This window comes from Microbacterium sp. 05T445 (genome assembly GCF_056395865.1).
The window spans coordinates 1,789,502-1,801,946 of sequence record NZ_JBFTKJ010000002.1 but is presented as its reverse complement, the minus strand read 5'-3'; the positions used below and the strand labels follow the sequence as shown (position 1 = coordinate 1,801,946).

13 protein-coding genes are annotated in these 12,445 nt (G+C 67.6%); 8 read left to right on the top strand and 5 right to left on the bottom strand.

Features of this window, described 5'->3' with window-relative positions; all coding sequences use genetic code 11:
- The 5 genes from erpA to AC1DDU_RS18095 all read left to right on the top strand — a co-directional run bounded on the left by erpA (position 1) and on the right by AC1DDU_RS18095 (position 4,522).
- Positions 1–366: an iron-sulfur cluster insertion protein ErpA gene (gene erpA, locus AC1DDU_RS18115; protein ID WP_477436547.1), complete on the top strand. Its 366-nt coding sequence runs from the start codon at positions 1–3 to the stop codon at positions 364–366.
- A 186-nt stretch (positions 367–552) separates the two neighbouring features.
- Positions 553–1,455, top strand: coding sequence for an aa3-type cytochrome oxidase subunit II (gene ctaC, locus AC1DDU_RS18110; protein ID WP_477436545.1), 903 nt, complete (start codon positions 553–555; stop codon positions 1,453–1,455).
- A gap of 2 nt (positions 1,456–1,457) precedes the next feature.
- On the top strand, positions 1,458–3,221 hold the full coding sequence (gene ctaD / locus AC1DDU_RS18105) for an aa3-type cytochrome oxidase subunit I (RefSeq protein ID WP_477436543.1): 1,764 nt from the start codon (positions 1,458–1,460) through the stop codon (positions 3,219–3,221).
- 1 nt (position 3,222) lies between these two features.
- Positions 3,223–3,657, top strand: coding sequence for a cytochrome c oxidase subunit 4 (locus tag AC1DDU_RS18100; RefSeq protein WP_477436541.1), 435 nt, complete (start codon positions 3,223–3,225; stop codon positions 3,655–3,657).
- A gap of 55 nt (positions 3,658–3,712) precedes the next feature.
- A complete protein-coding gene (locus AC1DDU_RS18095) occupies positions 3,713–4,522 on the top strand; it encodes a PP2C family protein-serine/threonine phosphatase (RefSeq protein ID WP_477436539.1) in 810 nt (269 codons plus the stop codon).
- Positions 4,523–4,531: 9 nt separating this feature from the next.
- Here AC1DDU_RS18095 and AC1DDU_RS18090 read toward each other — a convergent pair whose 3' ends face one another.
- The 5 genes from AC1DDU_RS18090 to ctaE all read right to left on the bottom strand — a co-directional run bounded on the left by AC1DDU_RS18090 (position 4,532) and on the right by ctaE (position 9,554).
- Complete coding sequence (locus AC1DDU_RS18090; RefSeq protein WP_477436537.1) at positions 4,532–4,951, bottom strand: rhodanese-like domain-containing protein; 420 nt, start codon at positions 4,949–4,951, stop codon at positions 4,532–4,534.
- A 179-nt stretch (positions 4,952–5,130) separates the two neighbouring features.
- Positions 5,131–6,975: a cytochrome bc1 complex cytochrome b subunit gene (qcrB, locus tag AC1DDU_RS18085; RefSeq protein WP_477436535.1), complete on the bottom strand. Its 1,845-nt coding sequence runs from the start codon at positions 6,973–6,975 to the stop codon at positions 5,131–5,133.
- A complete protein-coding gene (qcrA, locus tag AC1DDU_RS18080) occupies positions 6,972–8,051 on the bottom strand; it encodes a cytochrome bc1 complex Rieske iron-sulfur subunit (RefSeq protein ID WP_477436533.1) in 1,080 nt (359 codons plus the stop codon). The genes qcrB and qcrA overlap by 4 nt, the downstream gene beginning before the upstream one ends.
- Positions 8,052–8,088: 37 nt before the next feature.
- The gene (qcrC, locus tag AC1DDU_RS18075; protein WP_477436531.1) at positions 8,089–8,892 is read right to left on the bottom strand and encodes a cytochrome bc1 complex diheme cytochrome c subunit; all 804 of its coding nucleotides are present in this window, start codon (positions 8,890–8,892) and stop codon (positions 8,089–8,091) included.
- Between the two features lie 20 nt (positions 8,893–8,912).
- Complete coding sequence (gene ctaE / locus AC1DDU_RS18070; RefSeq protein WP_477436529.1) at positions 8,913–9,554, bottom strand: aa3-type cytochrome oxidase subunit III; 642 nt, start codon at positions 9,552–9,554, stop codon at positions 8,913–8,915.
- A 187-nt stretch (positions 9,555–9,741) separates the two neighbouring features.
- Between ctaE and trpD the strand changes: the two genes are divergently transcribed.
- The 3 genes from trpD (at position 9,742) to AC1DDU_RS18055 (ending at position 12,413) form a co-directional block, all read left to right on the top strand.
- Positions 9,742–10,803: an anthranilate phosphoribosyltransferase gene (trpD, locus tag AC1DDU_RS18065; RefSeq protein WP_477436527.1), complete on the top strand. Its 1,062-nt coding sequence runs from the start codon at positions 9,742–9,744 to the stop codon at positions 10,801–10,803.
- Positions 10,804–10,903: 100 nt separating this feature from the next.
- A complete protein-coding gene (locus AC1DDU_RS18060) occupies positions 10,904–11,392 on the top strand; it encodes an aromatic ring-opening dioxygenase LigA (protein WP_477436525.1) in 489 nt (162 codons plus the stop codon).
- A 19-nt stretch (positions 11,393–11,411) separates the two neighbouring features.
- Positions 11,412–12,413, top strand: a complete 1,002-nt coding sequence (locus tag AC1DDU_RS18055; RefSeq protein WP_477436523.1) for a PHP domain-containing protein — start codon at positions 11,412–11,414, stop codon at positions 12,411–12,413.
- Positions 12,414–12,445: the final 32 nt, after the last annotated feature.

Genomic DNA, 12,445 nt, shown 5'->3' with positions numbered 1-12,445 from the left:
ATGACCGACACCGCACTGACGACCGAGCAGACCGCCCGCGACCACGGTGTGCTGCTGACCGACGCCGCCGCCGGCAAGGTCCGCAGCCTGCTCGAGCAGGAGGGTCGCGACGACCTGCGCCTGCGCGTCGCCGTCCAGCCCGGGGGCTGCAGCGGCCTGATCTACCAGCTCTACTTCGACGAGCGCTACCTCGACGGAGACAAGACCGTCGACTTCGACGGCGTCGAGGTGATCGTCGACGACATGAGCGTGCCGTACCTCGACGGTGCCACCATCGACTTCAAGGACACCATCTCGGAGCAGGGGTTCACGATCGACAACCCCAACGCCGCCGGTTCGTGCGCCTGCGGCGACAGCTTCCACTGATCCGCGCCACGCGAAGGTCGGCTAACGATCAGAGCACTTTCCGGCGGGTCCGGTGCGCTTCGAATAGCGCCCGGGCCCGCCGTTTTCCGTGTTCCCGACACGCGTCAACCTGAGCGGATGGCCTGAATCGCCTGGACGCTTGCCCTAGACTGGCGAGAGTCCTGTTCGTGATCGGAAAGGTGCACCGTGCCTTCGAAACGCCGTATCCGCTGGGCCGTTCTCCCGATCGGGATCGCAACGGCTGCAGTCCTCGCCGGATGCACCCCGACCGAGCTGCACGGCTTCCTCCCCGGGTTCACTGAAGACGGCCAGGCGGCCACCAATCACACCGACATGGTGGCCGGTCTCTGGGTGAACTCGTGGATCGTGCTGCTCATCGTGGGTGTCATCACTTGGGGCCTGATGGGGTGGGCGGCGATCGCCTACCGGCGTCGCAAGGGCCAGATGGGTCTTCCCGTCCAGCTGCGCTACAACATGCCGATCGAGATCTTCTACACGATCGTGCCGCTCATCCTCGTGATCGGGTTCTTCGCCTTCACGGCGCGCGACCAGACGATCCTCGAGACGCAGTACGAGGACCCGGATGTCTCGATCACCGCGATCGGCAAGCAGTGGGCCTGGGACTTCGAGTACAACGGCGACACCGAAGAAGACACGGTGTGGACGATGGGCGTCCAGGCCCAGCCCGCACCCAACGGCGACATCGACCAGGAGGCCCTGCCGACGCTGGTCCTGCCGGTCGACAAGACCGTGAAGATCAAGCTCGCGTCGCGTGACGTCGTCCACTCGTTCTGGATCATCGACTTCCTTTACAAGAAGGACATGTACATCGGGAAGGACAACTTCTGGTCCTTCACCCCGACGCGGGAGGGCACGTACGCCGGCAAGTGCGCCGAGCTGTGCGGTGACTACCACTCGATGATGCTGTTCAACGTGAAGGTCGTCAGCGAGGGCGAGTACGAGGACTACCTCGACTCGCTGCGCGAAGCCGGTCAGACCGGTGACATCAACGACGCGTACGACCGCCTGCAGAACCTCCCGGGTACGGGTGGCACGGGCGAGGCGTCCGAGGAAGAGGGAGACCACTGATCATGGCGACGACGCTTCCGCTCCAGGAGGGGACCCACGGTCGCCCGACGACGCTGCCGCCGCGTCAGGCCGCACTGCTCAGCGCCACGCGCGTCGAGCAGAAGGGCAACATCATCGTCAAGTGGATCACCTCCACCGACCACAAGACGATCGGCTACCTGTACCTCATCGCATCGGTCATCTTCTTCCTCCTCGGTGGAGTGATGGCGCTGATCATCCGTGCGGAGCTCTTCGAGCCCGGGATGCAGATCATCCCCACCAAGGAGCAGTACAACCAGCTGTTCACGATGCACGGCACGATCATGCTGCTGATGTTCGCGACGCCGCTGTTCGCGGGCTTCGCGAACGCCATCCTGCCGCTGCAGATCGGTGCCCCCGACGTCGCGTTCCCGCGACTGAACGCGTTCGCCTTCTGGCTGTTCCTGTTCGGTTCGACGATCGCCGTCGCCGGCTTCCTCACCCCGCAGGGTGCGGCCTCGTTCGGCTGGTTCGCCTACCAGCCGCTCGCCAACGCGTCGTTCTCGCCCGGTGCCGGTGGAAACCTCTGGATGCTAGGCCTCGGTATGAGCGGTTTCGGCACCATCCTCGGTGCGGTGAACTTCATCACCACGATCATCACGATGCGCGCTCCCGGCATGACCATGTGGCGGATGCCGATCTTCTCGTGGAACACGCTGGTCACCAGCATCCTGATCCTGATGGCGTTCCCGGTGCTCGCCGCGGCGATCCTGGCGGCTGCCGCGGACCGCGTGCTCGGGGCCCACATCTACGACCCGGCCAACGGCGGCGTGCTCCTCTGGCAGCACCTGTTCTGGTTCTTCGGACACCCTGAGGTGTACATCATCGCGCTGCCGTTCTTCGGCATCGTGTCGGAGATCTTCCCGGTGTTCAGCCGCAAGCCGATCTTCGGATACAAGACGCTCGTGTACGCCACCATCGCGATCGCCGCCCTGTCGGTCGCCGTGTGGGCCCACCACATGTACGTCACGGGTGCGGTGCTGCTGCCCTTCTTCGCCTTGATGACGATGCTCATCGCGGTGCCCACCGGTGTGAAGATCTTCAACTGGATCGGCACGATGTGGCGCGGCTCGGTGACATTCGAGACGCCTATGGTCTTCGCGCTCGGCTTCCTGGTGTCGTTCGTGTTCGGTGGTCTCACCGGCGTGATCCTCGCCTCGCCGCCGCTGGACTTCGCGCTGTCGGACTCGTACTTCGTCGTCGCACACTTCCACTACGTGGTGTTCGGAACCGTCGTGTTCGCGATGTTCGCCGGCTTCTACTTCTGGTGGCCGAAGTGGACCGGCAAGATGCTCAACGAGCGCCTGGGCTACGTGCACTTCTGGATGCTGTTCATCGGCTTCCACATGACGTTCCTCATCCAGCACTGGCTGGGCGTGGACGGCATGGTGCGCCGCTACGCGGACTACTCCGCGGCAGACGGCTGGACCTGGCAGAACCAGGTGTCGACGATCGGCGCCATCATCCTGGGCGCCTCGATGATCCCGTTCCTGTTCAACGTCTGGATCACGTCGCGCAAGGCTCCCAGGGTCACGGTCAACGACCCGTGGGGCTACGGCGCCTCGCTCGAGTGGGCGACCTCGTGCCCGCCTCCGCGTCACAACTTCACGTCGATCCCGCGCATCCGCAGCGAGCGGCCCGCGTTCGACCTGAACCACCCCGAAGCCGGCGTCCCGGTCGGCGTCGGACCCGCGAAGGATGCTCCCGCAGCTCCGGTTGCCGATCTCGCCGATGGAGAGGTGAAGTAAGGTGCGCACGAACACCGGACTCTGGTGGCTGCTCTCGGCGTTCTTCCTGCTGGTCGCGTCGGTCTACACAGCGTGGAACATCATCGCCCACCCCGACAAGCCATGGTTCCACGGCGTCGAGTGGGTCGGCTCCGTCGCCCTGCTGTTCACCGCACTGATGGCTGCGCTCATCGCGTTCTACATCGGTCGCGTGCACAAGGCCCAGGGCGGCGAGCTTCCCGAGGACGTCCTGACCTCCGACATCGACGACGGCGACCCCGAGCTCGGCGAGTTCAGCCCCTGGTCGTGGTGGCCCATCGTGCTGGCCTTCTCGGCGGCGCTCGGCATGATCGGCCTCGCGGTCGGCGCTTGGCTCATGCCGATCGGCATCGGCGTCTTCGTCGTCGCGATCGTCGGCTGGGTGTACGAGTACTACCGCGGATACTTCGCCCGCTGATCCGGCCCGCGGCTGACCGCATGGTCTTCCCTGTGACGCGCACGGGATCCCGTTCATGACGGGATCCCGTGCGCGTCTTCGTGCATCCGCCTACTCCGACATCGGCCCCCACCGCTCCACCAACCAGGACGCCGCGTTCACCGCCGGCTGGGGTGCGGCGGTGGCGGACGGCGTCGGGGGAGGACCGGCGGGAGATCTCGCCTCGGCCGCGTTCGTCCACCGGCTCGCCGCCGGCCGCCTCGACGGCGTGGAGCCCGAGCAGCTCGCGGACTCGGTGCGCATGGCCAACTGGGACCTGCGTGCGCACGTCGAGCGGGACCCCGCGTTGAGCGGCATGGCCACGACCTTCACGGGGCTCTTCGTGGCTCGCGACGGGAGTCTGCTGCTGGCCCACACCGGCGACTCGCGGGCGTACCGGCTGCGCGACGGGATGCTCGTGCAGCAGAGCCGTGACGATTCGCTGGTGCAGGCGCTCGTCGATCAGGGGCTGGTCTCGATCGAGGATGCCGTCTCCCACCCTCGCCGGAACATCATCACGGCGTCGCTGAGCGGTGCCGAGCGCGATGCCGCCACCGTCACCGGCCACGAGGCCCACGACGGTGACCGCTGGCTGCTGTGCAGCGACGGACTCACGGACTACGTTCCCGACACCGACATCCGGGCCCTCCTGCTGGCACATGTCGACGCGGGGGATGCCGCACGTGCCTGCGTGACGCTCGCGCTCGATGCCGGGAGTCGTGACAACGTCACCGTCGTGATGTGCGACATCACCGTGGATGGGACCGCGAGAGACGAACTGCCCGCACAGACGGCGTTCTACGGGGCGGCCGCCGCCCGGTTCATGGAAGGCCTGGAATCGGCCTGAACGCGGCGCTCAGCGCGCCACAGGCGCCCGCACGACCATCACCTGCGGGTCGAAGACGCGGGGGAGCGCGCCCTCGTCGTTCTCCGTCGGCTGGCCTTCGCGGACCCAGTACTCGTAGCCGCCGATCATCTCCCTGACGGAGTAGCCGAGCTTCGCGAACTCGACGGCGCCCTTCGCGCCGGCATTGCAGCCGGGGCTCCAGCAGTAGACCACCACGGGCGTCGACGGATCGATCTCGCGCGGTGCCCGTTCGGCGATCTCGCGGTAGGGCATGTGGATCGCGCCGCGGACCCGCCCCTGCGCCCACGCCTCGTCGCCGCGCACGTCGACGAGCACGAAGTCCTCGCCGCTCTTCTGCGCGGCGTACACGTCCGACGCGTCGGTCTCGAGGGCGAGCTTGGTGGAGAAGTAGGCGAGCGCGTCGGTCATGCGACCAGGCTAAGCCGGCGCCTGGGCGACGATCCTCTCGAGCGCTGACAGGCAGCGTGCGATTTCTGCCGACCCGGGGGAGCGGCGGTCAGCTGGTGGCGGAGCGCCCGCGAAACGACGGATGCCTCGGCACGATCGAAGGGATCGTGCCGAGGCATCCGTCTCGAAGTGGTGACGACCTACTGGTCGGACTCCTTCTCGCGGTTCTTCGGCTGCTTCGTGCCCGGCTCCGGCTCGGGGACGATGACGTTCGAGGGGCGCACCGGCACCTCGCCGTGCTTCTCGTCGTCGATCGGCTTGTGCGGGGCCTCCGGCACACCGGCGCGCTCGTGCGCACCCTGGATCTCGAGATCCTCCTCGGCCGCGATGTGGTCGAGGTCGTGGTGCTGGTGGGCCAGCGCCGCGTCGAGCTCCGACTGCGTGACGGGGGTGAGGCGGTCCTCGAAGAACCATCGCGAGATCGACGCGCGCAGGTTCTGGTGCCACGGGATGCGACCCTTGGCGTTCGGACGGACCACGAGCGGCTCGTAGGTGTCGAAGTCGGCCAGCTTGAAGCGCTCGTAGGCGTCGACCGGCTGGTGGACCTCGATGTACTCGCCACCGGGCAGGCGGACGATGCGACCCGACTCGTAGCCGTGCAGCGCGATCTCACGGTCCTTCTTCTGCAGGGCGATGCAGATGCGCTTGGTCACGAAGTACGCGATCACCGGTCCGACGATAAGCAGCGCCTGCAGCGTGTGGATCACGCCCTCCATCGTCAGCCAGAAGTGCGTGGCGATGATGTCGGATGCGGCCGCGGCCCACAGCACCGCGTAGAAGGTGACACCGGCGGCGCCGATGGCGGTGCGGGTCGCCGCGTTGCGGGGACGCTGGGCGATGTGGTGCTCGCGCTTGTCGCCCGTGACCCATGCCTCGATGAACGGGTAGATCAGGACGAGCACGATGAACAGGCCCAGGACGACCAGCGGCACGATGATGTTGAACGACCACGTGCGGTTCAGGAAGACGAACTCCCAGCCCGGGGGAACCAGGCGCAGGGCGCCGTCGGCGAAGCCGATGTACCAGTCGGGCTGCGTACCGGCCGACACCGGGGACGGGTCGTACGGGCCGTAGTTCCAGATCGGGTTGATCGTGAACAGCGACGCGATGAGCACGATCACGCCGAACGTGATGAACAGGAAGCCGCCCATCTTCGACATGTAGACCGGCATCATCGGGTAGCCGACCACGACGCTGTTCGTGCGTCCAGCACCCGCGAACTGCGTGTGCTTGTTGATCACCATCAGCATGAGGTGGAGCACGAGCAGGCCGACGAGGATCGCGGGCAGCAGCAGGATGTGCAGCGTGTACAGGCGTCCGACGATCGCGTCGCCCGGGAACTGCCCGCCGAACAGCAGGAACGAGGTCCAGGTGCCGATGATCGGGATGCCCTTGACCATGCCGTCGATGATGCGCAGACCGTTGCCCGACAGGACGTCGTCGGGGAGCGAGTAGCCGGTGAAGCCCTCACCCATCGCGAGGATGAAGAGGATGAAGCCGATCACCCAGTTGAGCTCGCGCGGCTTGCGGAATGCACCGGTGAAGAACACGCGCAGCATGTGGACGCCGATGCCGGCGACGAACACGAGAGCGGCCCAGTGGTGCATCTGGCGGACGAGGAGACCGCCGCGCAGGTCGAACGAGATCTCGAGCGTCGACGACATGGCCGCCGACATCTCGATGCCGCGCATCGGGATGTAGGCGCCGTTGTAGTGCGTCTCGACCATCGATGCCTGGAAGAAGAACGTGAGGAACGTGCCCGAGAGGAGCACGACGACGAACGCCCACAGCGCGATCTCACCCAGCATGAACGACCAGTGGTCGGGGAAGATCTTGCGGCCGAGCTCCTTCACGAAGCCGGAGAGGCTCGTGCGCTCGTCGATGTAGTTCGCGGTGGCGCCGATGAAGCGGCCGCCGAGAGGCTTCTCGCGTCCGTTCGTCGACGCGGGAGCCTCAGGCTGCTCGGTGACGGTTGCGGTGCTCAATGACGCTCCCAGAAGCTCGGGCCGACGGGTTCGAGGAAGTCGCTGCGGGCGATCAGGTAGCCCTCGTCGTCGACGGTGATGGGCAGCTGCGGCAGCGGGCGCGCGGCAGGTCCGAAGATGACCTTGGCGTGGTCCGTGACGTCGAACTGCGACTGGTGGCACGGGCACAGCAGGTGGTGGGTCTGCTGCTCGTAGAGCGCGACGGGGCAGCCGACGTGGGTGCAGACCTTGGAGTACGCGACGATGCCGTTGTACGACCACTCCTTGCGGTCCTCGGACTCGGTCAGCTGCTCGGGGAGCAGGCGGACCAGGAGCACGAGGGCCTTGGCCTTCTCGTCGAGGTAGCCCTCGCTGTGCGACACCTCGGCCAGGGCCTCGGGGATCACGTGCACGGCGGAGCCGAGCGTGAGGTCCGCAGCGCGGATGGGCTCGCCCGAGGGGTCGTGCGCCAGGCGCATGCCCTTCTTCCACATGGTGTGCTCGAGCAGGTAGACGGGGTCGCCGGCGTGCGGCTTCTCCGGCGAGTTGAACGGAGCGAGACCGCGGAAGAGCACGACGCCGGGAACGACCGATGCGACCAGGGCCGCGATCATCGAGTTGCGGATCATGACGCGGCGGCCGAAGCCGGACTCCGCGTCGGCGTCGGCGAACGCCTGGATGGCGGCTTCACGCGTCGTGTCACGGCCGCGGGTGGCGTGGCGGGGCTCGACGAACTCCTTGTCGGACATGACGGCCTTGGACCAGTGGATGGCCGCGATGCCGATCGCCAGCAGCGCGAAGGCGATGCCGAGACCGATGAAGAGGTTGTTGTTGCGGATGTCGACGATCCGCCCGCTCTCGATCGGGAACAGCATGTAGGCGGCGACCGCCCAGATGCTGCCGGCGATCGACAGGTAGAACAGCGTGTACACGCCCCGGACCGCGCGCCGCATCGACGCGGGGTCCTTGTCGGTCATCCGCTCGCGGTGCGGGGGGAGGCCAGGGTTGTCCACCGGGTCCGTGACCGCGACGGCGAGCCCGGGGGAGGGCTTCCATGAAGCCCTCTCGTGCTCTAGCGGGTCGTCCTCGTGGGCCATGCTGCTCCTCGTCAGTATTGCGTCTTGTAAACGTCGATCAGTTGGATTTCGCCGTGATCCACACGGTGACGGCGATCAGCGAGCCGATGCCGAAGATCCAGATGAACAGGCCCTCGGAGACGGGGCCGAGCGAGCCGAGCGTGAAGCCGCCCGCAGACTCGTTGTCCTGCAGGTAGAGCAGGTAGGTGATGATGTCGCGCTTCTCTTCGGTGGTCAGCGTCATGTCGTTGAACACCGGCATGTTCTGCGGGCCGGTCACCATGGCCGCGTACATGTTGAGCGGCGTCGTGGTGTGCAGGTTGGGGGCGTACTTGCCCTCGGTCAGCGCACCGCCGGCGCCGGCGACGTTGTGGCACATCGCGCAGTTGATGCGGAAGAGCTCGCCGCCCTCGGAGGTGTTGCCCTCGCCGTCCAGCACCTCTTCCTGGGGGAAGGTGGGGCCGGGGGCGATCGACTGGACGTACGCGCCGATCGCGGCGATCTGCTCGTCGGTGAACTGCGCGGGCTTCTGCGGGGCCTGCGGGCCCTGCATCTGCAGCGGCATGCGACCGGTGCTCATCTGGAAGTGCACGGCGAGCTCGCCGACGCCGTACAGCGACGGTCCGTCGGGAGTGCCCTGGACATCCAGGCCGTGGCAGGTGGCGCAGTTGGCCTGGAACAGCTTCTTGCCGTCCTCGACCGTCAGCGCGGAGTTCTTGGTGGTCTCGGGCGTCGTCGCAGCCATCGCCGCGGATGCGCCTGCATAGACGCCTCCGGTGATGAGCAGGCCGATGCCGATGAGTGCTGCAGCGGCCCAGGGGCTGCGGCGGCCTTTCGAGCGGCGCGTGGTCTCTCGTGCCATGTCGGGTTTCAGCTCCGCTCTCACTTGAGGAAGTAGATGACGAGGAACAGGGCGATCCAGACGACGTCGACGAAGTGCCAGTAGTACGACACGACGATCGAGGAGGTCATCTCCTTGCGCCCGAAGTTCTTGACGGCGTACGCACGGCCGATCACGAGGAGGAAGGCGATGAGGCCGCCCGTCACGTGGAGCGCGTGGAAACCGGTGGTGAGGTAGAACGCCGACGCGTAGGAGTTCGCGCTGATCGGCATGCCCTCGGTGACGAGCTGGGCGTACTCCCAGACCTGGCCCGAGACGAAGATCGCACCGAGTGCGAACGTCAGCCAGAACCACTCGACCATGCCCCAGCCGAGCCACCCGCGCTTCTTCGTCGAGTAGGGCTGGAACCGCTCGGCGGCGAACACGCCCATCTGGCACGTGACCGACGACAGCACGAGGATGATCGTGTTCACGGTCGCGTAGGGGATGTTCAGCAGCTGCGTCTCCTGCGCCCACAGTTCGGGCGAGGTGCTGCGCAGGGTGAAGTAGATCGCGAACAGGCCGGCGAAGAACATCACCTCGCTGCCGAGCCACACGATGGTTCCGACAGCGACCGGATCTGGCCGCTTGACGGACCGCATGGCCTGGGAGTAGGTCGCTGTGGAGGTCGTCACGCTCCCCATTATGGCCGATTCGGGCCCGCGATTTTCGCATCGGAGGGCATGTGTTTGCCCTGGCGCCGACTTAGGGGAACCTAAGAGGAGCCTGCGACTCTGCCGTGAACACGTGGTGAAGACGCAGAATCGCACAATCGGGGACCCCGTGTCACGAATCGGTTCCGATTCCCGCGCACGACTAGGCTTCTGCGTTATGGCGGAGCTGTACACCTGGCCGGGAATCCTCACGACACTGCTGGAGCGGCGCGACCTGAGCGTGTCGGAGTCGACGTGGGCGATGCGGCAGATCATGTCCGGCCGGGCCACGCCCTCGCAACTGGCCGGATTCCTGGTCGCGCTGCGCGCCAAGGGCGAGACGGTCGACGAGATCGTGGGCTTCCGCGACGCCATCCTCGAGGCGGCGCTGCCGCTGCCGGTGGACGCCGCGGTGCTCGACATCGTGGGCACCGGCGGCGACCGGTTCGGGACGGTCAACGTCTCGACGATGGCGGCGCTCGTGGCCGCGGCATCCGGGATCCCCGTCGTCAAGCACGGCAACAAGGCGGCCAGCTCGTCGTCGGGCTCTTCCGACGTGCTGGGTGCGCTCGGCCTCGATCTGACGCTGTCGCCGGACGCTGTCGCCGAGACGCTGTCGCGGGCCGGCATCACCTTCGCGTTCGCCGCCGCGTTCCATCCCGGGTTCAAGCATGCGGGCGCGACCCGCAGCGAGCTGGGCGTGCCCACCGTATTCAACTTCCTCGGCCCGCTGTGCAATCCGGCTCGCGCCGAGGCCAACGCGGTCGGCGTGGCGCACCTCGACCGCGTGCCGCTCATCACCGGCGTCTTCCGCACCCGCGGTGCGACCGCACTCGTGTTCCGCGGCGACGACGGCCTGGACGAGCTCACCACGACGGGCCACAGCAGGCTGTGGGAGGTCAGCCGCGGCGACATCCACGAGCACGACCTCGACCCGCGGGATCTCGGCATCCCGCTCGCCGACATCGACGACCTGCTCGGCGGCGACCCGGCGCACAACGCCGCGGTCGTGCGGCGCGTGCTCGGCGGCGAGGAGGGCGCGGTGCGCGACATCGTGCTGCTCAACGCTGCGGCCGGCATCGTCGCGTACCGCCTGTTCCGGGATGCCGCGCAGGTGCAGCGACCGATCCTCGAGCGCCTCGCAGAGGCCCGCGACGACGCCGCGGCCGCGATCGACAACGGCGGGGCGACCGCGACGCTCGAGCGGTGGGTCGAGACCACGCGCACGCTGGCGTCCTGACTCCGACGACGCGGGGGAATTGACACGGCGCGGCCTCTTACGCGCCGGATGCCCGCGCCGCTAGCGTGTGGCACAACGATCCGGTTTCGAGGAGGACGCAATGAGCCAGGACGAGCCCCGCACCGCCGACGTGATCGAACCCCCGGAGAAGAAGGTCGGCCTCGTGAAGGCGATCGGCATCCTGGGCATCATCGGAGGCGTCCTGCTGATCGTGGTGGGCGTCATCGCCTGGATCGGCGTGACGAACCAGCTCACCGCCGAGAACATCACCATCCCCGACGACGCCGCGGCGTTCCAGGGTCAGCAGGTGACCGGTCCGTTCACCGCGTACGTGCAGGCCGACATCATCAACACCCACGCGCTCGAGGCCTCCGGCGGCAAGACCTACGCCGAGCTCGACCAGGACGACCCGGTGCGCGCGACGGTGATGCAGGCCTCGTTCCTGCGGGCGTCCCTCTTCACCTCCGTCGTCGCGTACGGCGTCGCGCTGTTCGCCGCCGGCATGGGGGTCCTCGCGATCCTGTTCGGCTGGGCGATCCATCGGCTGGCCAGCGTGCCGGTCGTGATCAAGCGCACGAACATCGCCTGACGGACGACCGCCGCACCGCGTGGATCCGCACGAGGCCCTCGCCGAGATCGCGACGCTGCTCGAACGCGAGCGGTCGTCGCGGTACAAGTCGAAGGCGTTCCGCGCGGCGGCCGACGCCATCGAGGGCCTGAGCGACGCGCAGCTGCGGGATGCCGCATCCCTGCGCCGCCGCAAGGGCATCGGCGACTCGACGTTCGCGGTCATCCAGCAGGCGCTCGCGGGCGAGGTGCCGGAGTACCTCGTCGACCTCCGGGAGCGGGCAGGGGTGCAGCGCACGTCGTCGCTGCGCCCGCTGCTGCGGGGCGACCTGCACTCGCACTCGGACTGGTCGGACGGGCTGACGTCGATCGACCTGATGGTCGATGCGGCCCGTGCGCTCGGGCACGAGTACCTCGCGCTCACCGACCACTCGCCCCGGCTGCGGGTCGCCAACGGCCTCTCGCCCGAGCGCCTGCGGTCGCAGCTCGAAGTCGTCGCGGGGATGAGCGGCGGCGGTTTCACGCTGCTGTCGGGCATCGAGGTCGACATCCTCGAGGACGGCGCGCTCGATCAGGAGCCTGAGCTGCTCGATCGGCTCGACATCGTGGTCGCGTCGGCGCATTCCAAGCTGCGGATGGAGCGGGGACCGATGACGCGCCGGCTCGTCGCGGCGGCCTCGAATCCCCACGTCGACGTGCTCGGTCACGTCACCGGCCGACTGGTCGAGGGCGCACGGGGGACGAGGCCGCCGTCGGTCTTCGACGCGCGCGCCGTGTTCGCGGCGTGCGCGGCGCACGGCGTGGCCGTGGAGATCAACTCGCGTCCGGAGCGGCAAGACCCGCCGGACGAGCTGATGACGCTGGCGCTGGAGATCGGATGCCTCTTCTCCATCGACTCCGATGCGCATGCGCCCGGCCAGCTGTCGCTGCTGGACTACGGCGCCGAGCGTGCGGAGCGCCTCGGCGTGCCCCCGGAGCGCATCGTCACGACGTGGTCGCTGGACCGGCTGCGAGAGTGGACCGGACGCGAGCGGGATGCCTGAGCCGCGAACTGCGCAGGGGCTGCGGCATCCTC

Coding starts and splice junctions, on each gene's coding strand:
- ctaE (WP_477436529.1), bottom strand. CDS start 9,554: ATGGGGAGCGTGACGACCTCCACAGCGACCTACTCCCAGGCCATGCGG.
- erpA (WP_477436547.1), top strand. CDS start 1: ATGACCGACACCGCACTGACGACCGAGCAGACCGCCCGCGACCACGGT.
- qcrA (WP_477436533.1), bottom strand. CDS start 8,051: ATGGCCCACGAGGACGACCCGCTAGAGCACGAGAGGGCTTCATGGAAG.
- AC1DDU_RS18060 (WP_477436525.1), top strand. CDS start 10,904: ATGAGCCAGGACGAGCCCCGCACCGCCGACGTGATCGAACCCCCGGAG.
- AC1DDU_RS18095 (WP_477436539.1), top strand. CDS start 3,713: ATGACGGGATCCCGTGCGCGTCTTCGTGCATCCGCCTACTCCGACATC.
- trpD (WP_477436527.1), top strand. CDS start 9,742: ATGGCGGAGCTGTACACCTGGCCGGGAATCCTCACGACACTGCTGGAG.
- AC1DDU_RS18090 (WP_477436537.1), bottom strand. CDS start 4,951: ATGACCGACGCGCTCGCCTACTTCTCCACCAAGCTCGCCCTCGAGACC.
- qcrC (WP_477436531.1), bottom strand. CDS start 8,892: ATGGCACGAGAGACCACGCGCCGCTCGAAAGGCCGCCGCAGCCCCTGG.
- ctaD (WP_477436543.1), top strand. CDS start 1,458: ATGGCGACGACGCTTCCGCTCCAGGAGGGGACCCACGGTCGCCCGACG.